The following is a 24601-nucleotide window of genomic DNA, read 5'->3' as shown; positions in this document are numbered from 1 at the left end:
CAGTCCTCAGGCTCCGTAGTGGACACGTCGTCCGGTGACCCGGAACTGCCAGGCGGTCACGGCCAGCACCATCGCGAACAGCACCAGCGAACCGGCGGCCCCGGCGCCGATGTTGCCCTCGGCCTGGCGGATCACGTCGGTGAGGGCGTCGCGGGTGGCACCCGAGGGCCCGCCCCGGGTCATGTTGTCGATGGTTCCGAAGATCTGGAAGAACGCGTAGGTCACGTTGGTCACGATCAGGAAGAACGTGATCGGGGTGAGGCTGGGGATGATGAAGTGCCGCAACCGTTGCCAGGCGTTGGCGCCGTCCAGTTTGGCGGCCTCCAGCATGGACGTCGAGACGTTCTGAAGCCCGGCGATGTAGAACAGGATCGTGAAGCCCAGGGTCTTCCAGACGCTGGTCACGATGATGACGATCCGGGCCATGGTGGCGTCCTCGGCGAAGTTCTGCATCTGCCACGGCGTCAGCAGCTCGTAGAGGTAGCCGATGATGCCGGTGGAGGGGTCGAACATGACGAAGAACAGGATGCCCGCGATGGGCGGGCTGATCGCGAACGGCCAGATCAGCAGCGTCCGGTAGACGCCGCGGCCCTTGATGGGCTGCGAGACCAGCAGCGCGATGCCAAGGCCCACCAGCAGTCCGACGATGACGGTGCCGCCCGCGAGGATCATCGTGGTCACGTAGACCATCCGGTACTGCGGTCCGAAGACGGCGGCACCGGCGGCCACGACCGAGATGCCCAGCAGCCAGCCGCGCAGCCGCCGCAGTCGCGCCGTCGCGTCACCGACGCCCTGCGGGTCGAGCCGCGCCGCCGTGAACCAGGCGATGGACACGACCACCAGGGCGGCGACCGGAACCACCAGCCACCATTCCAGGCTGGGACCCAGCAGCGCCGTGTAGTTGTCGACGCATTTGAAGACCTCGCGCCTGGCGCCGCGCTTGGTGAGCAGTGTGGACAGCCGGAAGGTCTCCAGCAGCGGCCAGTACAGGAAGATCGCCAGGATCACCAGGCTGGGCAACAACAGCACCCACGGGATGATCGGTCTGCCGCGCCACGCCCCGGCCTCCTCCCCACCATCGAGGTTGGACAGTCCGCCGGGCTGGCTGAGCGCCCGCCCCACCCAGGTCACCAGGGCGATGGTCACGGCGGCACCACCGGCGAAGGCCAGGGTGCCGACCGCGAAGTCCATCGTGGTGCGTCCGGGTTCGAAGGTGCACGACTGCAACGGCACCATCGTCAACAGCGGGCCCAGCGCTCCGGCGGGGGCGACGATCAACGCCCCGGTGCGCCCGCGCAGACCGGCGGCCCGCCAGGCCGCCATGCCCACGAGCGCACCGGCCAGCGTTGTGACCGCGAACAGCGGCCACATCAGGGGATACAGCGCCACGCTTCTCCTTAACGATGGTGGAACTCCGGTGCGAGCCGTCAGCCCGCGCTGAGCTCGTTGTAGTCGTCCAGGAGCTTCTGGCAGGCCTTCTCGGCTTCCTTGAACCGTTCGGCCGGATCATCACCGTTGTTCATGATGTCCTCCATGGCCTGTTGCATCTCCTTGCGGATGGCCACGAAGTTGCCGACGATCGGTCCGGTGGCGGCCGGGGAGCCGTCGGTGGCGGCCAGCTGCTCGATGGCGACCTTGTGGTGCGGGTTGTCGTCGAACCACTTCTCCTTCTCCAGGAGTTCCTCGGCGCTCTTGGTCACGGGGACGTAGCCGGTGATCTTGTGCCAGTCGGCGGCGTTCTCGGGGTTGTTGATGTACTGCATGAAGGCCAGCGCGCCGTCGGAGGTCTTCTTCTCCAGGCCCGCGGTCATCCACAGTGTCGCGCCGCCGATGAAGTTGCCCGAGTAAGGGGCTCCCTTCTTCAGCGGCATCTTGGTGACCTCGAAGCCGAAGTCGGATTCCTTGGCCTGCTTGGCGACCACCGAGGCCTCCGCCGAGGAGGTCATCATGAACGCGACCTCCTGACCGGTGAAGTTCTTGGTCGGGGTGATCCAGTCCTCCTGCTTGCCGGAGTACGAGTACTGCTTCTTCTTCGACATGTCGGCCCACACCTTCGCCCAGGCCAGGAACTTGTCACTGGTCAGGTCGATCTTGGTGGCCCGGCCGGAACGGCCGTTGTCCTTGTTGACCAACAGCCCGCCCTGCTCGGCCAGCGGCTGCTCCAGGAACCACGCCTGGTTGGGCCAGGTGATGCAGTTCTTGGGGCCGTCCTTCATCTTGTCGATCTTGTCGCAGGCGGCCTGGAGGTCCTCCCAGGTCTTGGGGGCCTCCTTGATCTTGGCCTTCTTCAGGATGTCGGTGTTGGAGTAGAACACCGGGGTGGAGGTGTTCCACGGCATCGACGCGAACTCGCCGTCCAAAGTGTAGTAGTTGCGGGTGGCGTCGATGACGTCGTCGAGCACCACCTTCTCACCGAGGATCTCCTTGCGCCCGTCGATCTCCTTCTCCACCGAGGCGAACAGCGGCTCCCCCTCGCTGTTCACGGCGTCGCGCGACTCCTGGGTCGCGGCCTCGAAGTTCTGCGCGATCGTCGGCGGCTCACCCTGCTCGGCCGCGGCGGTCAGTTTGTCCCACAGCGTCGGGTAGTCCTTGTACGGGGTTATGTTGACCTTGTATCCGGGGTGCTCGTCCTCGAACTCCTTGGCGCGGTCCTTCATCCAGTCCAGACGGTGGTCGACGAATCCGATCCATACGTCGATCTCACCGGGGTCCTTCTCTTCACCGGCGCAGGCTGTCATTCCACCGAGAAGGGCGGCGATCAGCGCGGGGGCGAGGAGGGCACGTGCACGTCTCATTGGTCCTCCCGGAGGGGATGGTGGGCGTTTATGTGCGGACCTTACACATAAAGATCAAGTCTTGACAATCCCGGAAGGTCAACGAACGGCAACAGAGTCAGAAGAGGACGGACCGCGCCCGCGCCAAAGCGGCCTCGACTTGGGAAACGGCCTCGGGACCGGGATCGACGGCCACCAGGTCGGCGGCGACGACCTTGAGCTGGTCGGGCAGCGCGGTGTCGTGGGGCAGCCGGGGCACCGGCCGAGGTGGACGGTCCTCGGCGACGGCGGTGACGTCGGCGAGCGTCTGGATCAACGCGGTCATGGCCCCGACCCGGTCCCCACCACCGGGCGCGGGTGAACGCCAGCGGGCGGGAGACCAGTACGCCACCCCGGAGGCGACGCGCTGGATCTCCCGCCCGAGAGATTCGCGATCGGTCATGCGCTACTGACGCAGGTAGCTCAGCAGGCGCAGGATGCTCAGGTAGAGGAAGACCAGACCGGCGACCATGCCGAAAGCGGCCATCCAGGCCATCTTCTTGGGAGCGCCGTAACGCACACCCTGCTCGACCATGTCGAAGTCCAGGATGAACGACAGCGCACCCCACACCACGAACACGATGGCCACGGCCCACTGCAACCAGGAGACCTCACCGGTGCCGTTGTAGAACAGCCCGGAGTCGACGCCGAAAACGCTCAGCAGCAGGTTCACCAGGATGATCGCGGCGATGCCGAAACCGGCGCCGATGATGAACTTGGTGAACTTGGGGCTGTTGCGTACGACCTTGGCCTTGAACAGCAGTGCCATACCGAAGAAGACGCCGAAGGTCGCCGCCACCGCCTGAACGACGATGCCCGGATAACTGGCCTCCATGGCCGCGCTGACGCCGCCCAGTGCGAAGCCCACGCCACCGGCGTAGATGCTCGGTACCCACGGGTTCGCGAACAGGCGGTAGCCGCCGAACATTGTCGCCAGCATCGCGCCCAGGGACACGAGCAGTCCGACCGTCATCAGGACATAGGCCGCGCCCGGATTCACACCGATGAGCATCCACGTGATCGTCCCGGTGATGCCCGTCAGCAGCAGCAACCCAACGGTGCGGACGACAACGTCGTCCAGCGTCATGGGCCTTACCTGCGGGGGCGTGACCTGCTGGCCGTAGTGACCGTACTCAGGCGCCATCTCCTCCCGGCCAGCCCCGGATTCGATCCATCTGTTGAGAGCGCCGTTGCTGCTTCTCACGACTGCAACCTCCTTGTGGTTTTCGTTAATGATCCAAGAGTACCGATCTTCGGCAACGGCAACGCGGGACAGTGACCCGCGCCATCATGTCTCGGTGCCGTCGTCACGCTGGGTGTAACCGCGGCCGATGGACGCGCGTTCCCCGGCTTCGCGGACGATCGGGGCCAGTTCGCGTAGACCGGCGGCGTCGAGGCGGTAGGAGGGGCCGGAGATGCCGATGGCCGCGACGACCTCGCCGTCGGCCGCGCAGACGGGAGCGGCGGCGGCGGACAGGCCTTCCTCGAACTCCTCGTTGGTGGTGGCGTAGCCCTCGGCGCGGACGCGTTCCAGTTCGGCGCGCAGTTCGGCCGGGTCGACGATGGTGGCGTCGGTGTAGCGCTCGTGGGGGCCCGGCAGGATGCGGTCACGCCAGGGTTGGCTGGCGTTGGCCAGGAAGACCTTGCCCGGGGCGGTGCAGTGCAGTGGGGTGCGGCGGCCCAGCCAGCTGCGGCTGGCGACGGTGGAGGTGGACAGGATCTGGTCGATGGTGACCGCCTCGTCGCCCTCGAGGATCGCCAGGGTGACGGTCTCCTCGGTGCGGCGGGCCAGCCATTGGCAGCCGACCGCCGCCTGCCGGGTGATGTCGGGACCGTGGCTGACGGAGTTGGCGAGGTGGACCAGGCCCAGGCCGAGCCGGTACTTGCCGCTTTCGACGTGCTGTTCGACCAGGCCGCGGCTTTCCAGGGTGTTGAGCAGCCGGGAGGCGGTGGACTTGTGGACGCCGAGTTCGGTCCCCACCTCGGTGACACCGGACCATTCGTTGGACGCGAGAAACTCCAGAATGGATACCGCCCTCGTCACTGACTGGACGTGATTGGGGTCGCTGGTATTGCCGTCGGAGACCACGCCTTCTGAGTCTACCGGCCATGTAAAGGATCCCGAACGTTCACTGTGCTTTCCGGCGGCGGACCTCCTGGATGACGGCGTCGAGTACTTCGTGGACGTCGCCGATCACCGCGTAGGAGGCGCGGGTGACCATGGGCGCGTCGGGGTCGGTGTTGATGGCCAGGATCGCCTTGGAGTCCATGCAGCCCACCCAGTGCTGGGTGGCGCCGGAGATGCCGCAGGCGATGTACAGGCGCGGGTTGACCTTGGTGCCGGTCTGGCCGACCTGGTCGGAGTGCGGGCGCCAGCCGTTGTTGGTGGCCACCCGGGAGCAGCCGACCGCGCCGCCGATGAGGGCGGCCAGTTCCTCGAGCGGGGCGAAGCCCTCGGCGCTGCCGACACCGCGCCCGCCCGACACGACCACCGGCGCGGTGGCCAGGGCGACGCCCGCGCCGCGCGGGGCCCGGTCGACGAGCCGGGTGGCGGCGATGCCGTCCAGGTCGGGGACGAAGGTGTGCGGTACGGCTTCGCCCGGGCGCGGGGCCTGGTGGGCTTCGGCGGCGGTGGGCAGGACGGTGACCATCCGGGTTCCGGCGTCCACGGCGGCGTCCTCCAGCAGGATGCCGCCGCCGCGTACCCGGGTGACGGTGCCGTCGGCGGCGACCTCGACGCAGCCGGTGGCCAGCGGGAGCCGGGCCCGGGCGGCGGCCTGGGCCGCGACCTCGTTGCCGCGGTCGCTGGCGGGCGCGACCACCACGCCGGGACGGACGTCGCCGATCAGCTGTGACAGCGCCGCACCCCAGCGTTCCGGGGAGTACTCCCCCGCGCCGTCGACGAGGTGGACCGTCGCGGCGCCGTAGGCGGCCAGTTCGGCCAGCAGCGGTGCCGCGTCGGCCGGGTCGGTGAAGCAGACCGCCGCGGGTTCGCCGAGGCCGCGCGCGACGGTGAGCGCGGTGAGGCTGGCGGCTGTGGGTCGGCGGCCGTCGTGTTCCACGAACGTGAGGATCATGGCGTGACCCCCAGTTCGTCGAAGAGGTCGGCGACCGCGATGGCGGCGTCGGGGCCGTGCCCCAGCACCACCGTCGCCTCGCCCTTGTCGGGTGCCGGGCGCAGCCGGAGTTTGCGCAGGCCGCCGGGCAGCGGGGTCACCTCGACCGGCCGCAGCTGGGCCTTGCGGGACCGGATCCGGCCGCGCACGCTGGGGTAGCGCGGCAGGTTCAGGCCCTCCTTGACGGCGACGGCGGTCGGCAGCGCCGCCTCGTACACCTCTATTCCCTCGGGTGTGTCGCGGCGCAGCCGCACCCGGCGAGCGTCGGTGTCGACGTCGATGCCCTTGATACCGCCGACTATGGACAGTCCCAGTTCGCAGGCGACCCGGATGCCGACCTGGTAGTTCCCGGCGTCGGCGGATTCGTTGCCGAACAGGATCAGGTCGAAGTCGCGGCCGTCGGCGCGCAGTTGGGTCAAGGCGGTGGCCAGGACGGTCGCGGTGGCCTGCGGGTCGAGGTCGGTGGTGCCGGTGTCGGCCAGGACGCCGTGGTGGGCGCCCATGGCCAGCGCGTAGCGCAGCTGTTCGGCGGCCTCGGCGGGTCCGGCCGTCAGCACCGTCACCTCGCCGCCGTGGGTGTCGGTCAGCCGGATCGCCTCCTCGACGGCGCACTCCTCGTGCGGGCCGATGGTGAACCCCAGGTGCCGGGTGTCGACGGACAGGCCATCGTCGGTGATGGGCACGCTGGATCCGGTGCCGGGCACCCGTTTGACGCAAACCAGTATGTCCATCGTCATGCCTTCATTCGCTCGTCCTCGGGGTCGAACAGCGGCTTGCGGCCCACTCGCGCCACCGTCACCGGGTAGGTGTTGCCCATGTACTCGACGGCCAGCGCGGTGCCCTCGACGGCGTGTTCGAGCGGCAGGTACGCCATCAGCAGGTAGCGGCCCAGGGACGGCCCCGAACCGGCACTGGTCACATAGGAGCTGCGGCCTTTGGCGTCGACGAGGCGTTTGCCCTCGGGGGTGAGGATCGGCTCGGTCCCCTGTGGGTAGCGCAACGTGCCGCGCGGGTCGTGGTGGTCGTCGACGGTGAGGGTGCACAGTTTGGCGACCGGTTCGCCCTGGCGGGCCCGCAGGTAGGCGTCCTTGCCGATGAACTCGGCGGCCTTGACCTTCGGCAGCGCCAGCCCGGCCTCGACCGGGTCGTACTCGCCGTCGAGTTCGGCCCCGAACAGCCGGTAGCCCTTCTCGAGTCGTCCGGTGGTGCCGTAGACGCCGATGCCCGCCGGTACGCAGCCGAAGGGTTCACCGGCGGCGGCGATGGCGTCCCACAGCCGGGCGCCCTGTTCGAAGGGGGCGTGCAGTTCCCAGCCGAGTTCGCCCACATAGGAGATGCGCATCGCCAGGACGGGGACGCCGTCGATCGTGATGTGCCGGGCGGTGCCGAAACCGAAGCCCGCGTCGGACAGGTCGTCGTCGCTGATGCTGGACAGCAGGTCGCGGGCCCGGGGCCCCCAGACCCCGACGGTGCCGGTCGCCGAGGACAGGTCGGCCAGCGACACCGAGCCGTCGGACGGCAGGTTGTCGGTGAACCACTTCAGGTCGCGGGCGCCGTCGGCGCCACCGGCGATGACCCGGTAGTGGTTGTCGCCCAGCCGTACCACGGTCAGGTCGCTGCGGAAGCCCCCGGCCGGGTTCAGCACCGGGGTGTACATGATCCTCCCCACCGGACGGTCCATCTGCGCCACCGTCATGCGCTGGATGTATTCCACCGCACCGGAACCGGTGACGTCGAAGTGCGCGAAGGCCGACAGGTCGATCATGGCGACCCGTTCCCGCATCGCCAGGTGTTCGGCGTTGATGATCGGCGACCACCAGCGGGCGTCCCATTCGTCGGGGCGGGCCGGGATCCGGTCGGCGTACTCGGCGACCAGCGACAGGTTGGACTCGTACCACTGCGGACGTTCCCAGCCGCCGACCTCGAAGAACTCGGCGCCCAGCGCCACTTCCCTTTCGTAGAACGGGGATCGGCGTTGCGGCCGGTTGGAGGTCCACTGTTCCCGGGGGTGGACGATGCCGTAGGTCTTGTTGAAGCCCTCGGTGGTGCGGGCGTTGACGTGATGCTTAGTGCGCTGATGCGGGTAGAACCGGGAGATGTCGGCGCCGTGCAGGTCGATCTCGGTGTGACCGCCGGTCATCCACTGGGCCAGCATCCGTCCGACGCCGGGTCCCTCCTTGATCCACACCGCCGCGGCCGACCACAGTCCCTTGACCTCGGGGGTCTCGCCCAGCAGCGGCTGCCCGTCGGGGGTCAGCGACAGCAGACCGTTGATGGCGTGCCGGATTCCGGCGCCCTCGGCGTCGAGCACCTCGCCGAACAGGTCCAGCGCGTCCTCCATCTGGGGATCGAAGTCCTCGGCGGTGAACGGCAGCTGGGTCGGTGACAACGCGGACGCCTCAATGGACGGTATGTCGTCGGGGTCGTGCAGGATCGCGCGGTGCGCGTAGGAACCGACCTCCAGGTCGGCGCCGCTCTGCCGCTCGTACATCAGCGGGTCCATGTCCCGCACGATCGGGAAGGCGATCTCGGTGCGGGTCTCGGCCAGCACCGGGATCGGGCCGACGTCGATCATCTGGTGCACCGCCGGGGTCAGCGGGATCCGGGCCCCGGCCATCGCGGCGATCCTGGGGCTCCACACGCCGCAGGCGATGACGACGGTGCCGCAGGCGATGTCGCCGTGCGAGGTGCGCACGCCGGTGATCCGGCCGCCGGTGGTGTCGAGGCCGACGACCTCGGTGTTGGCGCAGATCGTCAGCGCACCGAGCCGCTGCGCGTTCTCGCGCATCAGGGCTCCGGTCCGCAGTGGATCGACGACGGCCACCGAGGGGGTGTGGAAGCCGAGTTTGACGAGTTTGGTGTTGATGAACGGGACCAGTTCACCGACCCGGTCGGCCGAGATGAGTTCGGACTCGATGCCCCAGGCCTTGGCCGAGGACATCCGGCGGTGCAACTCGGCGACCCGGTCGTCGTTGCGGGCGATCTCGATGCCGCCGCAGGTGGTGAGGGTGCCGAACTTCTCGTACTGCCGCATGGAGTCCAGCGTCAGCGCGGTGATCTCCTTGGAGTGATCGACGGGGAAGATGAAGTTGGACGCGTGCCCGGTGGAGCCGCCCGGATCGGGCAGCGGTCCCTTGTCGATCTGGACGATGTCGCGCACGCCCTGCTCGGCCAGGTGATGGATCAGGGAGTTACCCACGATCCCGGCTCCGATGACGACGACGTCGGCCTGCGCGGGGACGGTGCTCATTGGCTCTCCTCCTCTTTCGGGTCGATCACTGCGCGACGAGACCGAGACGGTCCCTCACAGCGCCTACTGTGTACAGAGATCCGGTCACCAGGACGACGTCCCGCTGCCGGGCCAGTTGGTCGGCCATGTCGAGCGCCTCGTCGGCATTGGCGGCCAGGTACGGACGGATGCCATGGGCGGCAAGGGTGTGGCGGTGCCGCTGCGGGTCGCCGCCCCGGGCGTTGGGCACCGGGGCCAGCACGGCGCGGTGGGTCACCGGTGCCAGCGCCGCCAGCACGCCGTCGGTGTCCTTGTCGGCGGCGATCCCGGCGACCAGGATCACCCGGGCGGTGCCGGGGATCTCGGCCAGCGCCGTGGCCAGCGCGCTGGCGGCGGCGGGATTGTGGGCGCCGTCCAGCCACACCGCGGCCTTGCCGCGACGGCGCACGATCTCGCACCGCCCCGGCGCGGTGAACTTCGACAGGCAGCGCCAGGCGGCCTCGTCGTCCACTTCGCCCCGCCAGGCCTGCACGGCGGCCAGCGCCAGCAGCGCGTTGTCGGCGTGGTGGCGGCCCACCAGCGGCAGGTCGACGGGGATGGTCACGCCGCCGGGCAGCACGGCCCGAAACCACTGTCCGGTGGTGGTGGGCTGCCAGTCGCGGACCTCCAGGTCGACGCCGTGCCGCAGCGACCGGGCGCGGCGGTTGTGGGCGGCGGCCGCGATCGCCGCGGCGGCCTGGTCCTCCTGCGGTCCGATGACGACGGTGCCTTCGGGCGCGATGATGTCGGCCTTGTCGGCGGCGATCTCGGCGGTGGTGCTGCCCAGGTCGGGGTGGTCGAGCGCGACCGGGCCCAGCACCGCCACCGGCGCGTGCAGGACGTTGGTGGCGTCGCGCAGTCCACCCCGTCCGGCCTCCACGACCGCGACGTCGACCTTCTCGCGGGCGAAGTGGCTGAACGCCAGTGCCGTCATGGTCTCGAAGAAGGACGGCGTGTGACCGCCCGGCCCGGCCACGGCGGCACCGTTGATGTCGACATGGGACAGCCACTCGTACAGGTCGTCCTCGGTGATCGGTTCGCCGTCGACGAGGACCCGCTCCCGCACGTCCTGCAGGTGCGGCGAGATGAACGCTCCGGTGTGGACACCGTGTTCGCGCAGCAGCGCCTCGATCATGCGGGCCGTGGTGGTCTTGCCGTTGGTGCCGGTGACGTGGATGGCCGCGAAGTGCGACTGCGGTTGGCCCAGCGCGGCCAGCAGCCGCCCCATCCTGGCGACGGTCTCGCTCCGGTCGCCCTGCCTGCGCGAGAACAGGTCGGCCATTTCCATGGTCATGACAAGCCCACCACCCGTCCTTGTTCGTCGATGTCTATGCGTTCGGCGGCCGGGGCCGAGGACAGGCCCGGCATGGTGCGCATGTCGCCGCACACCAGGTACACGAAGCCCGCGCCCGCCGACAGCCGCGCCTCCCGCACCGGCAGCCGCCAGCCGGTCGGCGCGCCCTTGAGCGCCGGGTCGTGCGACAGCGACAGGTGCGTCTTGGCGATGCACACCGGCAGCCGTCCGTAGCCGCCGGATTCGTAGGCGGCCAGGCGTTTGGCGGCGGCGGGCGCGAAGTCGACGCCGTCGGCGCCGTAGATCTCGCGCGCCACGGTCTCGACCTTGTCGGTCAGCGAGGCCTCGTCGGGGTACAGCGGCGTGAACCGGCCGGGTTCGTCGCAGGCGGCGACCACCGCCTCGGCCAGTTCGGCGGCGCCCTTGCCGCCCCGGGTGAAGTGGCTGCTGATGGCGACGTGCGCGCCCTCGGCGGCGGCGATGTCGGCGATGACGCGGTGTTCGCTGTCGTGGTCGGTGTCGAAGGCGTTGACGGCCACCACCGGGGACACGCCGTGGCGGCGGACGTTGGCGATCTGGCGGCGCAGGTTGTCGGCACCGGCCTCGACGTCGCCGGGGTTCTCGGCCAGCAGTTCGGGCGGCAGCGGCCGTCCGGCGACGATCCGGTACCGGCCACTGTGGGCTTTGAGTCCCCGGACTGTCGCCACCAGGACCGCCGCGTCCGGGGTGAGACCCGATGCGCGGCACTTGATGTTGAAGAAGCGTTCGGCACCCATGTCGGCGCCGAAACCGGCCTCGGTGACGAGGTAGTCGGCGCTGCGCAGTCCGATCAGGTCCGCCACGATGGACGAGTTGCCGTGCGCGATGTTCCCGAACGGTCCGCAGTGCACGAACGCGGGGGTGCCCTCGACGGTCTGCATCAGGTTGGGGTTGAGGGCGTCGCGCAGGATCACGCACATCGCCCCGGCCGCTTTGAGGTCCTCGGCGGTGACGGCGGCGCCGTCGGCGGTGAAGCCGATGACGATGCGCCCCAGGCGGTTTCGCAGGTCGGCCAGCGAAGTGGACAGTGCCAGGATCGCCATGACCTCGCTGGCGGCGGTGATGTCGAAACCGGTCTGGCGCGGGGTGCCGTCGGCGCGGCTCCCCAGTCCGGTGACGATGTCGCGCAGGTCACGGTCGTTGACGTCCAGCACCCGCCGCCAGGTCACCGAGTGCGGGTCGATGCCCAGACTGTTTCCCTTGTGGAGGTGGTTGTCGATCATGGCCGCCAGCAGGTTGTGGGCGGCGGTGACGGCGTGCATGTCGCCGGTCAGGTGCAGGTTGATGGTCTCCATCGGCACCACCTGGGCGTAGCCGCCACCGGCCGCGCCGCCCTTGATGCCGAAGGTCGGGCCCATGGACGGCTGCCGGATCGCGATGGCCGCCCGTTTGCCGATGTGGTTGAGTCCCTGGCCCAGCCCGACGGTCACGGTGGTCTTGCCCTCCCCCAGCGGGGTGGGCGTGATCGCGGTGACCACCACGTACTTGCCGCGCGGCCGCTGCGACAGCGCCGCCACGGCGTCCAGCGAGACCTTGGCGGCGAAGCGGCCGTAGGGTTCGGTCAACGACGCCGGGATCCCGCAGCGCTCGGCGATGTCCGACAGCGGCAGGGTCACGGTCTCGCGGGATATGTCGAGGTCACTGGGCATGGTCATATACGGCTGTCCTCCCCTTGAGCCAACGCGCCGTCGCGGCGACGTCGTTGAACGTGTAGATGTGCGCCCCGGCCAGTTCGCAGCGGCCGTCGCGGACGCGGCCGTCCAGCTTCCGGACCAGCCCGTCGGGACGGTAACCACCGGGACGCAGCAGTTTGCGCAGCACACTCCGGTTGCCGCGCACGAACCGCAGCGAGTCGCCGATGCCGATGCGCAGCCCGACCCGCAGCAGTTTCGCGGTGTCGACGGCTCCGGGGATCCCGGCCAGGATCGGTAGGTCGAAGCCGCGTTGTCGCGCCTGGACGGTGAAGCGGCAGATGGCCTCGGCGTCGAAGCACAGCTGCGTCACCGCGTAGGTGGCGTAGCGGCGTTTGGCCGCCAGCGCTGCCCACAGGGTGTCGTCGTCTATGGACGGATGGCCTTCGGGATAGGCCGGGATGCCGATGTCGTGGAGCCGGTGGCCGATGTCGTCCATGGCCTGAAGCAGCGCCAGGCCGTCGGGGAACACCGCCGAGGCCGACGAGGCGTCGCCCCCGACCACGAAGGCGTCCCGGATGCCCGCGTGGTCCAGGCGCTGCACCACTTCCACGAGTTCGGCGTCGTCGCGCATGCCGCGCGCCGACAGGTGCGGCACCGGCCGCAGACCCAGGGCGGCGAACCGCTCGGCGGTCTCGACGGTGGCCATGGTGCCGCGGGAGGGGGAGGCGGTGATGGTGACCGTGGTGCCGCGCGGCAGCGCGGCCACCTCCCGGTCCACCCTCTCCAGCGGCAGCACCTCGAAGCGGGGTTCAGCCAGCAGCCGGCTGGCCGTCCGTCTCATGCGGACGCGGGACAGAGCCGCGCTCATGCTCATGACTGGTCTCCCGTCGCTTCCTCGCCCGCCTCACCCCTTCGGGGTTTCCTTGCGCGGGTCGATGAACGGCTTGGGGACCACGACGCCGCCGCGCGGACCGCCGGGCGTCACGATGCCGACCTTGGTTCCCAGTTCGCTGTGTCCGATGTCGAGCATGGCCAGGCCGATATTGCGTTCCAGGCGCGGCGAGTAGCAGGCGCTGGTGACCTCACCGACCTTGCCGCCGTCGCCGGAGTACACGGCGAACCTGTCGATCATGGAGCCGTCGTTGTAGCTGCCCAACGGGTCGCCGTCGATCTCGACGCCGCACATGATCCGGCTGATGCCCTCGTCGCGGATGCGTTTGAGCGCGGCCTTGCCGATGAAGTCGGACTCCTGGTCCACGTCGACCATCCACTTGTAGTCGTAGCCGACCTCCATGGGATTGGTGTCGCGGGTGATGTCGCAGCCGTAGGCCAGCATCCCGGCCTCGATGCGCCGGATGTGGCAGGGCCCGACCGGGCGCAGTCCGTGCGGTTCCCCGGCCTGCCACACCGTGTCCCACAGTTTCCCGGCGTCGTGGTCGGCGTTGTACAGGTAGATCTCGTAGCCGATCTCGGCCGTGTAGCCGGTACGGCTGACGACGACCTCCATGCCGTTCAAGGTGTAGTGGTTGAGATAGTAGTACGGCAGGTCCAGAATGGATTTACCAAACAGGTCGATCATGAGCTCGCGCGACTTCGGGCCCTGGATCTGGATCGGGGCCACGTCGATCTCCTTGATCTCGACGTTCCAGCCGCCCGCGTGGGCAAGGCCCAGTGCCCACAGTTCGACGTCGCTGTCGGCCAGCGACAGCCAGAACCGGTTCTCCTCAAGGCGAAGCAGCACCGGGTCGTTGATGATGCCGCCGTCGGGAGCGGTGATGAAGACGTACTTGCACTGCCCGACCTTGCATTTGGACAGATCGCGCGGCACCAGCATGTTGGTGAACGCGAAGGCGTCCGGGCCGGAGATCTCCACCTGGCGTTCGACGCCGACGTCCCAGATGGTGACGCCGTTGAGCAGCGACCAGTACTCGCCGACCGGGTCACCGTAGTGCCGGGGATGATAGGTGTGGTTGTACACACTGTACATAGCCACGCCGTGTTCGCGGGATTTCCAGAAGTAGGGCGACTTGCGCAGTCGCGTGTACAGCATGATCTCGGGATTGAGGACAGCCGCGCTGGACGTGAGGGCTGCCGCGGGATTCATTGTCTGGGACATGAGACGCCTCCTGTGGCCCCCTCCGGCGAGGGGGCCCGACGTGATGGCGGTGCTTCAGATGTGTTGCGTATTAAGGAACTGTTGTTCCCTGCGCAACTCAAGTGTGGCTACGACACGATCACGCGTCAAGAGGAATACCCAGAAAAGTTTCGGCGGATTTACGGCCGGCTTGTCAGTCCCGGCAACGCTTTGCCAACCAGCCCGCCATACCGCGCACGCCCACCGCGATGGCCTTCTCGTCCGGGTCGAAGCTGCCGAAATGCGGGTAGGAGGTTTCGATCCCGGCGTCCGGTTTCCCGACGCCGAGGTAGCTGTAGGTGCCCGGAATCTCGTTGAGGAAGTACGCGAAGTCCTCGCCGCTGAACGGCACCGGCGCGTAGACGCGCAGCACCGCGTCGTCGCCGAACACCCGCCGCAGGTGCCGCTTGACCGCGTGGCCGTCCTTCTCCGGCACGATCATCGCCGGGTAGGTCGGCTCCGGATACGACACCTCGGCGCCGTCGTAGGACGCGGCGATCTGGGCGACCCGCTCGCGGATCTCGGGGTTGCGGCCGTCCGGCCAGGCGCGGTAACCGGCCTGGACCGTGACTTTGCCGTCGGCGTCGGGTTCGGAGGCCCGGGCGAACAGCGTGACGAACCGCTCCAACGGACCGTCGGGGGTGAGCATGTCCTCGACGAGCTGCTCCAGATCGGCGGGGTTCTCCGGGAAACCCACCGTGGACAGTCCCATCAGGTCACCGACGAGACGTTCCGCCTGGGCCGCCGCGTCCGGACCGGTCAGTGTGATCCTGGGCCGGTCCTGACCGGCCATGCCGGTACCCGGCAGCACCCCGAACTGCCCCGCCCACATCGGTCCACAGTGCAGCGCGTGGATCTCCTTGGGACGGTACTTCTTGAGCACCCCGTCGTCGAGCATCGCCCTGGCACCGGCCAGCGACTCCTCGGCGGGCTGGAACACGAACACGACGGTGCCGTGCAGCCGCTTCCGCAGCCGCGCCAGCACTTCGGCGACCCCGACGCCCACGGTGGTGTGGATGTCGTGCCCGCACAGGTGCTCCACCTTGGTGCCACCACCGACCTGATCCTCGGGCGAGACCGCGTCCATGTCGGCGCGGTAGGCCACGGTGCGACCGGGTTTGGCACCCTTCAGGACACCGACGACGCCGAAGCCGCCGATGCCGGTCTTGACGGTGAGTCCGGCGGCACGCAGCCGCTTCGCGACCGTGGCGGCGGTGCGACGCTCCTCCCCCGAGGGTTCAGCGTGGGCGTGCAGGTCGCGGCGCAGCGCGATCAGACCGGACTCGAGTTCGGCGGTGACGTCGTCGATGTCGTCCTGGACTCCATTGCCGACGGCCGGATCGGCCGAGGCGAAGGCGGAGGTCGCCAGCACCGCCCCGGCACCGCCGATCACGGCGCCACCCAGCACGGTACGGCGGGAGAGTTTTGACCTGGATGGATTCATGGTTCCTCCGAAAGATCGTTGAGACGCCGCAATTATTGGGCGGCAGACGATCTCGGAGCAGTGGGGCAAACACGGCAATACCGGTGGGGTTTACTCCCCAATCGAGTGACGACCGAAGTGGTCAGAACCCGAAAAGCAGGTGCAAAACCACCCAGGACACCCCGGCCAGCAGCCCGGCCGAGGCGATTCCCCGCCACCAGCGCTTGGGTTCGACGCCCAGCCAGCGGCGCAGCACCTCGGTGAGGGTCTTAGGTTCGCGGTTCTTACTGAGGATCGCCCAGGCTTCCAGCCCGCCGAACGACAGCGCCGCGATCAACAACCAGATTCCCCAGATCCATTCGGAGCTCATATGGAACACCTCCACGGTTGTCCCATACTACCTGGGAATATAGACAATCGTCTAACTCTAGAAGAAGGTGCGGACCGCGTCCACGACGAAGCCCTCGGCGTCCAGGACCGGGATCAGATTCCACTTGTCGAAACTGGTGCACGGGTGCGAGATGCCCAGCCGCAGGATGTCGCCGACCTCCACTCCGGACAGATCACCGCGCAGATACCCGTGCTGGTCGTTGAGTTCGGTGACCTTGGCCCCGGGCATGCCCAACGGCACCGGCCAACCGGCGTCGAAGGACAGGTCGCGGCGGCCCGCGTCCAGAATGGCCAACGACTGCTCCGGTTTGGACAGGACGGTGACATAGGCGCGCAACGCGGCGCGCAGCGCCGGACCGGAGCGGCCCCGGGCGGCGGGCACCAGTCGCGAGTACAGGCCGTCGTCATGGGTGACATAGGACCCCGCCCGCAGCACCACCCGGGCGCTCGACAGGTCGCTCAGGTGCTCGGCGATCTGGTCGTAGTACTGGCTGCCGCCGACGGTCACCACCGGCTCGTCGGTCTCGTAGCGCAGGCTCTCGTGCAGATCCCGCAGCCCCCGCAGGAACTCGTCGACCCGCTGTAGGTCCGTGGTGGAGTCGGTGTGCGCGATGGCGCCCTCGTAACCGCCCACTCCGGCCAGCCGCAGCCGCCGGGCCGAGCGCACCGCGGCGGCGACCTTGCGGGCCGAATCGAAGTCGCGCGCCCCGGCCCGGCCGCCGTAGCCACCCAGTTCGACGACCACGTCGAGGCTGTCGTCGCCGTGCCGCAACGCATCGTCCATGAGGGACACCGCCGCCACCGAGTCGACGAAGCACAGGATCGTCGCGCCCTCGGCGGCCCAGGCCGCCAGCCACTGCAGCGAACCGCGCGACACCAGTTCGTTGGCCACGATGACGCGCGGGACCCCGAAGGCGCGCGCCACCCGCAGCTGCGGCACGTTGGCCAGTGTGATCGCCCAGGCTCCGGCCCGCAACTGCTGGTCCCACAGCGCCGGGGCCATGGTGGTCTTGCCGTGCGGCGCGTGCGCCAGCCGGTTGGCGTCGCACCAGTGCGCCATGGCGGAGATGTTGTGCGCCACGGCGTCCGCGTCCAGTGTCATCAATGGAGTCTCGAGCTTGCTGACGTGCGGGCGGTGGCTCAGCCAGTCACGCAGCCGCAGGCCCTCCGCCGCCGCGGGCACGGCCTTGAACCGCCAGTCGAGCCGTTCGGTGTACAGGGATTCCAGGTCGAGCATCGACGACTCCTCAGGTTAATAGCCAGGTATGTTACCGGTATGTCGAACAAGACCGCCGTGACGACCGATGCCGCCCCCGCTCCCGCGCACACCTTCTCACAGGGGGTCCGCAAAGGACCCATACTGCAGGTCTCCGGCCAGGGCCCGGTCGACCCCGCCAGCGGCGAGTACCTGTACCCCGGCGACGTCAAGGCGCAGACCACCCGGACGCTGCGCAACGTTGCCGCCATCGTGACCGCCTCGGGTGCCAGTTTCGACGACGTCATCATGCTGCGGGTGTACCTGACCAAACGCGAGGACTTCGCGGCCATGAACGAGGCCTACGGCGAGTTCCTCGCCGAGCACGTCACCGACGGGGTGCTGCCGTGCCGCACCACCGTGTTCACCGGCCTGCCCCGCGAGGAGATGCTCGTCGAGATCGACGCCCAGGCCGTGGTCTAGGTACCGATGCGTTCCCGCAGTCCGGCCCGGCCCCACAGCAGCCGCAGCACGATCAGGGTCGCCAGGCCCGACACGATCATGCCGCCCAGGTTGAGGCCCAGCTGGATGATCGAGGGCGTCACCTCGGCCCAGTGCGCCAGCGCGATCGCCACGGCTATGTAACCGGCGGCGGGCACCGTCGTGACCGAGATGAACACGCCCACCAGCGCCGAGGACTTGTCGGAGGTCAGCGACAGCACCCCGGCGATCCCGGCCAGCACCGCCACGATGAACGACCACTTGTCGGGCTTCACGATGAACTTGGTCTCGCTGCCCGTGTCCAGCATGACGGGCTCGATCCAGCCCAGGTGCACCGAGACGAAGGCGCACAGCCAGGTCACGGCGATGGCGGCGGCGAACCCGAACACCAGCGTGCGCACCGACACCCCGATGCGCCACCACTCGCGGCGCAGCATCCCGAAGCCGATCGCGGCCACCGGCCCGAACTCCGGCCCCAACACCATCGCGCCCACGATCATGATCGGTGAGTCCAACAGCACACCGATGGCCGCGATCTGGGTCGCGATCGCCAGGAACGCCACAAAGGACCAGGTCAGGCGGCTGGACTCGTCGACCTTCTGCGCCAGCTCGTCCCACACCACCGCGTCCTCACCGTCACCGGGAGCCGCGTCCTTGGCGTTGTCGGCGGCCAGCGAGATCGACAGGTCCACCCGCTCCATGGCGATGGAGCCGTCGTCGTCGATACCGAGCGCGTCCAGCTCGTCGAGCACCTCGTTGACCGACTCGCGCGCGACGTCGCACTGCACCAGGTCACCGGCGGGTTTCCTGGCCGAATTGGGGAAGACGACCAGGTTGGTGACCCCACAGTGGCCGCTTAGCGCCTCGCATACCGCGTCGGTACGGTCGACAGGACTGATGATCCGCAAATGCTGCACGGTTATTCATCGTATGGGGTCCACTTTCGGTTCCGCCGCACCTTGGGCCGTAACCGAATCATCTACGCATCGTTACCTTGGTTATGGCCGCTTTCCTGCACTGGCCAAAGAAGCCGCGACCGCGTAGGCTTTGCGCCATGGCCGCATCGCACGCTTATACCCTGCCTGCCGACGACCCACACGCGGTCGCCGAGGCGGTCGGCCGTGCCGCCGCGGGCAGCGTGGTCCGCCTGGTGCGCGGCGACGAACAGGTCGCCGACATCACGCCGCCCGACCCGGACTCCGCCTTCCGTCCACTGCTGGCGGAGATAGAGGCGCGCGCCAACGCGATCTGCGCGGCGCACCCGGACCCGGAGGACCTCGAGCACTGGCAGCGTGCCGAACGCCTGCACCACCGCTGGCGCACCACCGGACGGCTTCCGATGGCCGAAGACTACGCGATCGAACTGCGCAAGCTGGACATCCTGACGGAACAACAGCTCCTCGACCAGGCCGACGCCATGGTCCGCGCCGACGAACAGGCCCTGGTCTTCTATCCCCTGCCGGAGCGGTGACCACGACTGTCGAAGTCAGTGGCTGGATCGTCGATCTCCCCGGGCTCATAGAAGTCGCACAGGCCACCGACTTCGCCGGCTCCATCGAGGAGACCGCACGCAGGCTCGGCCTGACCCTCTTGGTGCCGCTCCCGGTCCTGGACGAAGCCTGGGCCGGCCAGGAACACGCCCCCCAACGCGACCGCCTCACCAAGCTCTACCTCCCCCGCGGCCCCTGGATGCCCGCCCGCTACGCCGACGTCCCCACCTCCCTTTTGGGCCGTCACACCGAAACCTGTTGCGGCGACACCGCTCTGGGCCTGGTCGCCTCGCTGACCGAACTGCGCGGCTGGCCCGTGGTCACCAGCGACGAACGCGGAAAACTGCTGGCCAGCGCCGCCCCCGAAATGCTGACCGTCCCCTGTAACTGATCCGCCGGGGCCCCAAAACTCTTTGACCGTGATCGCACGGCCGCTTCATCATGACAGCCATGGACGAATCGACACTGGCTCCGGAAGTACTGGCGTACTACGAACGTGGCGGCGAGGCCACCAGGCTGCGGAATTCGGCACCGGGACAGCTGGAGTACTGGCGCACCCAGGACATCCTTCGCCGAGCCCTGCCCCCCGCCCCCTCCCACATCCTCGATGTCGGTGGCGGCCAGGGAATCCACGCCGAATGGCTCGCCACCGACGGCCACCGGGTCCACCTGATCGACCCGGTTCCCTCCCATGTGGAGATCGCCTCCACCCTCGACGGCGTGACGGCCGCCCTGGGCGACGCCCGCGAACTCACCGCCACCGACGGCTCGACCGACGCCACCCTGCTGCTGGGCCCGCTGTACCACCTGCTCGACCGCGCCGAACGCGTCGCCGTCCTACGCGAAGCCCGCCGGGTCACCAAACCCGGCGGCCTGATCGCGGCCGCCACCATCAGCCGGTTCTCGGGCTGGCTGGACACGACCCGAAACCACGGCCTCACCAACCGCGACTGGTACGGCCCCATGTACGAGAAACTACTGACCACCGGAAAACTCGAGGAGTGGGACCGGGGCGTGTTCACCACGGCCTTCATGCACCGTCCCGAGGAGATCCACGCCGAGGCCACCGACGCGGGCCTGCTCCACATTCGCCAGTCCTTCATCGAGGGACCGGTGTGGCTGATCAACGACATCGGCCCGGACCTGGACGACCCGACCAACCGCCAGGCCATCCTCGACGGCCTGCGCCGCCTGGAATCCGAGCCGAGCCTGCTGGGCGCGACCCCACACCTGATGACCCTCGCGACGGTGCCCGCGAACGGTGACTGAGTCACCGGACGCCACGCGGCGTCCGGTGTGAGGTCACTTCTTCGACTTGACCTTGCCGAGGGCTTCCTTGGCCTCGTCGGTGAGGCCGGCTTCCATCGCCTTGGTGCCGACGTCGGCGTGGTTGGCGACCTTCTTGTAGAGGTAGGCCAGTGACGACAGCGGCAGGGTGGTGATGTCCTCGAAACCCTCGTCGTCGTCGATGTCCAGTTCGTCCCATTCGGCGGCGCCGTTGAGGACGAGTTTGCCGAAGCCCAGGACGAAGGAGGCGACCTCGGTGCGGATCTCGAGGTCGGCGTTCACCGCGGGCTTGGTGTCCTTCTCGTCGTCGTCATCATCGTCATCGTCGTCGTCTTTTTTGCCCTTGGTGTCCAGTTCGATCGGGCGGCATTTCTGGGCCTCGGCGAGGGTCTGGTCCTCGTCGATGATGAGGCGCAGATGGGTGAACTGGTGGGCCAGGGCCGCGTAGACGGCGTCCAGGCTGCGGTAGAGGCTGTTGTCGATGAAGAGGGAGTAGCCGTCGACGCCGCTCTCGTTGATGCGGCGGCGGTCCAGGTTGGCGGGCTGTTCGCGTCCGGCGTGGATGCAGATCCGCTCGGCTTCCAGGACGCTGTCGTCGATGCCCAGCCACTTGAGGAAGTCCACGTAGTAGAAGCGGGTGGACTCGGAGAGGCTTTCCGGGTCGAAGTGGAAATCGTCTCCGGTGCGCTCGTTTCCGAGGGTGGAGAACAGCTCTTCGACGAGGGCGTCGAGTTCGTCGTTCGACGGAAGGTTCGGCATTGGGCGACCCTAACCGACGAAAGACAGGTGAGGCAACCGAACGTGGTACCTCATCGGGAGTACGCGGGGTGCCGCTTCTGGTCCGACGACGAATTCGCGTGCGGCCAGCAGCATGAATCCAGACGATCGGTGTCGATGCCGGTCACCTCCCCGTAAGGATCAGGATTCACATGTCCGTACAGTCGCCCGTCACCACCCCGCCCCGGCGTCTCTGGCTGTTGGCCGGGTTCGCGTTCCCGTTGTTGTTCGCCGTCAGTTTCGTGTTCGACGCCACCACGATGGTCGGCCAGATTCCGCGGCCCGGGTCCAGTGCCGCCGAGGTCGTCGAGTTCTACCAGGCCAATCAGGGGGTGTCGGTGTACCTGCGGGCCGCGATCCGGTTGCTGTCGGCCGCCGCGCTGGCCGTCGTGGCGCTGCGGTTCGCCGCGTCCCCCCGGTTGCGATCCACTCCGGACGCTTTGCGGTGGCCGACCGCCGTCGTCGGGGTGGTCTCGGCGGTGAGCCTGGCCGTGTCACCCGCGTTGAGCATCGTCGCCAACGCCACCGTGGACACCGCCGCTCCCGAGACGCTGCTGGCGTTTCGAGAGTGGAACTACCTGATGGGCGGTCATGTGCACCTGGCGGTGCTGGGCGCCTATGCCGGGTTGCTGACCTTCGCGTGCTGGTCCCGGTTGTCGCTCACCGTGCGGTGGTTGGGGGTCGTCACGGCCGGGTCCGGACTGGCGGTTCCGCTGGTGGAGTTGGCCAATCCCTTGGCGCGCACCGCTTCCTGGGTATGGCTGGTGGCGTTGACCGTGGCTGTGCTGCGGAGTGAGAGGGCCCGGGTGTAGTCGGGCGGCCGCCCCGATGCCGGGCATCGGGGCGGCATTGTCACGCAGGGGGATTGGAGTTTTTCCCGCGCATACGGCAGACTGCTGTGAGCCCCCTCGCTTCGCCCCCCGGAAGTAGGACTACATGTACCCCGGCCTCAGTCTGGGAGATCGCTACACCCTTGAGGATCTGATCGGCACCAGTACCGGTGGAAGTGTCTGGACCGGACACGACACCGTGCTCGACCGTCCGGTTCGGATCAAGGTTCTCGGCATCGCGCTGTCCGCCGAGGAATCCAACCGTGCCCGGTTTCGGCAGTCCACCCTGGAGGTGACCACTCTCCAGGTTCCCGGTGTTATCGACGTATTTGACTGCGTTGAGCACTTTGACGACGAGCAGATCCTCGAGTGTCAGATCGCCGAACGTGTCGACGGCATACCGTTGAGCCGCATCCTGAACGAGCGTTCCCTCGGCACCGAGGGCACGCTGTCGCTGGTCGCCACCGCGGCCTGGGTGCTCAACGAGGCCCACGAGGCCGGTGCCCGACACCTCAACCTCAAGCCCACCAACCTGATCGTCACCCCCGACGGCTCGGTCACCATCACCGACTTCGCCTATCTGCCCACGGCGCCCACCCACCCGTACGCGGCGCCCGAACAGCGCCGGGGTGAGTCCGCCGGGATACCGGCCGACGTGTACAGCCTGGGCGCCATCGCCTACGAGTGCGTCACCGGCGGACCGCCCACCTCGGACGCGACGCTGCCCGACGACACCGCCCCCGCGATCGCCGCGTTCATCGGACGGGCGCTGTCGCCCACCCCCGCGCACCGGTTCGGTTCGGCCGCGATCCTGGCGACCGAGTGCGAACAGATCCTGCACACCAGCGACGTGCTGGACGCGCTGTTGGCCCGCTCGGAGCCCGAGACCGAGTCCGAGGCCGCCGCGCCGGAACCGGTGGTCGAACCGGAGCCGAAGCCCGAACCGTTGGCCGCCACCGCGAAGCTGCCCAAGCGGACGGCGCTGGCCAGCGCCGTCGAGCCGCCGCCCGAACCCGATCCGGAGCCGCTGGTCGCCGCCGTGCCGGAGCCGGTGGTCGAGCCCGATCCGGAGCCCGAGCCGCTGGTCGCCGCCGAGGGCCTGCGGCCGTGGGACGTCGAACCGGAACCGGGGCCGCCGCCGGTGACCGTCACGATGGAGTGGCGCGATCCCAAGCCGCGGCCGATCGATCCCGAACCCGAGCTGCTCGACCCCGACGAGGATCCGCGGCTGCGCGATCCCAAGCCCCGGGTGCGCGAGTCCGCCGTCCCGTCGCATTCCCACGCGCGCAAGGCCAAGCCGCGCCGCAAACGGCTGGTGCTGCTCGCGGTGGTGGCGCTGGCCGTGGTCGCCGCGACCGCGCTCACCGTCACGACGCTGCTGCCGCAGAGCGCGGCCACCTCGGCGGCCGACGACTACGATCCCGGCACGGACGACTCGACGGAGTCGACGACGCTGTCGCCGTCGGAGTCCAAGGAGGACCACGACCGGGGCAAGAGCGACGACCCCACCTCCGACGACTTCACCGGCACCAGCTCGTCCTCGTCGGACAAGCCCTCGTCCCCCAGCCCGACCAAGTCCAGTTCCTCCGACGACTCCCCCGACCCGCCGCAGAAGGTCAAGGTCCCCAATGTCGTCGGCGATGACAAGGCCGCCGCGATCAGCGAACTCAAGGACGCCGATCTGCAGTACAACGTCATCAAGTCCGGCGAGGGCGACTTCGAGTGCCCGATCTTCGACCAGAGTCCCGACGCCGGGACCTCGGTCGTCAAGGGCACCACGGTCGACATAGAACTGAAGCTGGCCGACAACGCCGAAGGATGTGACGACGGCGGGGACGAGGAACCCGCCACGAAGCCCTAGACCCTGTCGTTGAGGATCTGGAACATGACGCAGTCCTGCCAGGTCCCGGCGATCCTGAGGTACCGCGGCGCCACGCCGTAGCGGAGGAACCCGGCGTTCTCCAGGACGCGCTGCGACTTCTCGTTGTGGACAAGGGTTTCGGCCTGGACCCGGTGCAGCCCCAGTCCGGTGAACGCGACCCGCAGCACCTGACGCAGCGCCGCGGTGGCGTGGCCGCGGCCGTTGTACTCGGAGGCGACCCAGTACCCCACCGAACAGGACAGGAACGAGGGCGCCGCGACGATGCCGTGCAGACCGATGCGTCCCACGGTCTGGCCGTCGTCGTCGACGATGACGTGCGGCATGACCGTCCCCTGGTCCCGGTGCGCCAGCGACTCCTTGACGGCGGCGCGCTGACCGTCCAGGGTGAAGAACGATTCGTCGCGGAGCGGTTCCCACGGGGACAGGAAGTCGCGGTTGCCGGCGACGAGCTTGGCCAGTGCGGGCGCGTCGTCCATGGTGAGGGGGCGGATGACAGTCATGGGCCAATGATCTCGGTTTTTCCGGAAT

The 24601-nt window shown here is 68.6% G+C and carries 24 protein-coding genes; 6 read left to right on the top strand and 18 right to left on the bottom strand.

All coding sequences use genetic code 11. From position 1 onward, the window contains the following. Positions 1–6: 6 nt before the first annotated feature. From SNAS_RS32570 to SNAS_RS08955, 15 genes are all read right to left on the bottom strand, one after another. Positions 7–1389 (bottom strand): carbohydrate ABC transporter permease, encoded by a 1383-nt coding sequence (locus SNAS_RS32570; protein WP_013017096.1) that lies wholly within the window; start codon positions 1387–1389, stop codon positions 7–9. 38 nt (positions 1390–1427) lie between these two features. After that, complete coding sequence (locus tag SNAS_RS09020; protein WP_013017095.1) at positions 1428–2795, bottom strand: extracellular solute-binding protein; 1368 nt, start codon at positions 2793–2795, stop codon at positions 1428–1430. Between the two features lie 97 nt (positions 2796–2892). Beyond that, positions 2893–3216 carry a hypothetical protein gene (locus SNAS_RS35065; protein WP_013017094.1) on the bottom strand — a complete coding sequence of 108 codons (324 nt, stop codon included), beginning with the start codon at positions 3214–3216 and terminating at the stop codon, positions 2893–2895. Between the two features lie 3 nt (positions 3217–3219). Continuing rightward, a complete protein-coding gene (locus SNAS_RS09010) occupies positions 3220–4017 on the bottom strand; it encodes a Bax inhibitor-1/YccA family protein (protein WP_013017093.1) in 798 nt (265 codons plus the stop codon). Positions 4018–4101: 84 nt separating this feature from the next. Further along, positions 4102–4857 carry an IclR family transcriptional regulator gene (locus SNAS_RS09005; RefSeq protein WP_041625831.1) on the bottom strand — a complete coding sequence of 252 codons (756 nt, stop codon included), beginning with the start codon at positions 4855–4857 and terminating at the stop codon, positions 4102–4104. An 85-nt stretch (positions 4858–4942) separates the two neighbouring features. Next, a complete protein-coding gene (locus tag SNAS_RS09000; RefSeq protein WP_013017091.1) occupies positions 4943–5890 on the bottom strand; it encodes an electron transfer flavoprotein subunit alpha/FixB family protein in 948 nt (315 codons plus the stop codon). Beyond that, positions 5887–6660, bottom strand: a complete 774-nt coding sequence (locus SNAS_RS08995; RefSeq protein ID WP_013017090.1) for an electron transfer flavoprotein subunit beta/FixA family protein — start codon at positions 6658–6660, stop codon at positions 5887–5889. Before SNAS_RS08995 ends, SNAS_RS09000 begins: the two co-directional genes overlap by 4 nt. A 2-nt stretch (positions 6661–6662) precedes the next feature. After that, complete coding sequence (locus tag SNAS_RS08990; RefSeq protein ID WP_013017089.1) at positions 6663–9179, bottom strand: GcvT family protein; 2517 nt, start codon at positions 9177–9179, stop codon at positions 6663–6665. Between the two features lie 25 nt (positions 9180–9204). After that, positions 9205–10491 (bottom strand): bifunctional folylpolyglutamate synthase/dihydrofolate synthase, encoded by a 1287-nt coding sequence (locus SNAS_RS08985; protein WP_013017088.1) that lies wholly within the window; start codon positions 10489–10491, stop codon positions 9205–9207. After that, complete coding sequence (locus SNAS_RS08980) at positions 10488–12185, bottom strand: formate--tetrahydrofolate ligase (protein WP_013017087.1); 1698 nt, start codon at positions 12183–12185, stop codon at positions 10488–10490. The genes SNAS_RS08985 and SNAS_RS08980 overlap by 4 nt, the downstream gene beginning before the upstream one ends. Continuing rightward, positions 12169–13038, bottom strand: a complete 870-nt coding sequence (locus SNAS_RS08975) for a methylenetetrahydrofolate reductase (RefSeq protein WP_013017086.1) — start codon at positions 13036–13038, stop codon at positions 12169–12171. The genes SNAS_RS08980 and SNAS_RS08975 overlap by 17 nt, the downstream gene beginning before the upstream one ends. 30 nt (positions 13039–13068) lie before the next feature. Further along, on the bottom strand, positions 13069–14280 hold the full coding sequence (locus tag SNAS_RS08970) for a glycine cleavage T C-terminal barrel domain-containing protein (protein WP_013017085.1): 1212 nt from the start codon (positions 14278–14280) through the stop codon (positions 13069–13071). Between the two features lie 172 nt (positions 14281–14452). Beyond that, a complete protein-coding gene (locus SNAS_RS08965) occupies positions 14453–15742 on the bottom strand; it encodes a M20 metallopeptidase family protein (RefSeq protein ID WP_013017084.1) in 1290 nt (429 codons plus the stop codon). 121 nt (positions 15743–15863) lie between these two features. Next, positions 15864–16091, bottom strand: a complete 228-nt coding sequence (locus SNAS_RS08960) for a hypothetical protein (RefSeq protein WP_013017083.1) — start codon at positions 16089–16091, stop codon at positions 15864–15866. 57 nt (positions 16092–16148) lie between these two features. Next, positions 16149–17348, bottom strand: coding sequence for a type III PLP-dependent enzyme domain-containing protein (locus tag SNAS_RS08955; RefSeq protein WP_013017082.1), 1200 nt, complete (start codon positions 17346–17348; stop codon positions 16149–16151). A 39-nt stretch (positions 17349–17387) separates the two neighbouring features. Here SNAS_RS08955 and SNAS_RS08950 point away from each other — a divergent pair, with 39 nt between their 5' ends. After that, entirely contained in the window at positions 17388–17789 is a 402-nt protein-coding gene (locus SNAS_RS08950; RefSeq protein ID WP_013017081.1) for a RidA family protein, read from the top strand. Here the strand turns inward: SNAS_RS08950 and SNAS_RS08945 are convergent. After that, entirely contained in the window at positions 17786–18724 is a 939-nt protein-coding gene (locus SNAS_RS08945) for a DUF389 domain-containing protein (RefSeq protein WP_013017080.1), read from the bottom strand. The two genes, SNAS_RS08950 and SNAS_RS08945, sit on opposite strands and share 4 nt — an antisense overlap. A gap of 137 nt (positions 18725–18861) precedes the next feature. On the opposite strand from SNAS_RS08945, the gene SNAS_RS08940 reads away from it, so the two are divergent. The 3 genes from SNAS_RS08940 to SNAS_RS08930 are packed head-to-tail and all read left to right on the top strand — an operon-like array spanning position 18862 to position 20566. Beyond that, the gene (locus SNAS_RS08940) at positions 18862–19278 is read left to right on the top strand and encodes a hypothetical protein (RefSeq protein WP_013017079.1); all 417 of its coding nucleotides are present in this window, start codon (positions 18862–18864) and stop codon (positions 19276–19278) included. After that, positions 19275–19688, top strand: a complete 414-nt coding sequence (locus tag SNAS_RS08935; RefSeq protein ID WP_013017078.1) for a hypothetical protein — start codon at positions 19275–19277, stop codon at positions 19686–19688. The genes SNAS_RS08940 and SNAS_RS08935 overlap by 4 nt, the downstream gene beginning before the upstream one ends. A gap of 59 nt (positions 19689–19747) precedes the next feature. After that, positions 19748–20566, top strand: a complete 819-nt coding sequence (locus SNAS_RS08930) for a class I SAM-dependent methyltransferase (protein WP_086013266.1) — start codon at positions 19748–19750, stop codon at positions 20564–20566. A 33-nt stretch (positions 20567–20599) separates the two neighbouring features. Here the strand turns inward: SNAS_RS08930 and SNAS_RS08925 are convergent, their stop codons facing one another. After that, positions 20600–21343 carry a hypothetical protein gene (locus tag SNAS_RS08925; protein ID WP_013017076.1) on the bottom strand — a complete coding sequence of 248 codons (744 nt, stop codon included), beginning with the start codon at positions 21341–21343 and terminating at the stop codon, positions 20600–20602. A 170-nt stretch (positions 21344–21513) separates the two neighbouring features. Between SNAS_RS08925 and SNAS_RS08920 the strand changes: the two genes are divergently transcribed. Beyond that, entirely contained in the window at positions 21514–22173 is a 660-nt protein-coding gene (locus SNAS_RS08920) for a hypothetical protein (protein WP_013017075.1), read from the top strand. A gap of 124 nt (positions 22174–22297) precedes the next feature. Next, positions 22298–24052 (top strand): protein kinase domain-containing protein, encoded by a 1755-nt coding sequence (locus SNAS_RS08915; RefSeq protein ID WP_013017074.1) that lies wholly within the window; start codon positions 22298–22300, stop codon positions 24050–24052. On the opposite strand, the gene SNAS_RS08910 is transcribed toward SNAS_RS08915, so the two are convergent. Then, the gene (locus tag SNAS_RS08910) at positions 24049–24573 is read right to left on the bottom strand and encodes a GNAT family N-acetyltransferase (protein WP_013017073.1); all 525 of its coding nucleotides are present in this window, start codon (positions 24571–24573) and stop codon (positions 24049–24051) included. The genes SNAS_RS08915 and SNAS_RS08910 overlap by 4 nt on opposite strands. Between the last annotated feature and the right edge of the window lie 28 nt (positions 24574–24601).

Origin of the sequence: Stackebrandtia nassauensis DSM 44728 (assembly GCF_000024545.1) — a bacterium.
Classification (GTDB): Bacteria; Actinomycetota; Actinomycetes; order Mycobacteriales; family Micromonosporaceae; genus Stackebrandtia; species Stackebrandtia nassauensis.
The sequence above is the reverse complement of the archived record's forward strand: the minus strand, read 5'-3'. Positions and strand labels throughout refer to the sequence as shown.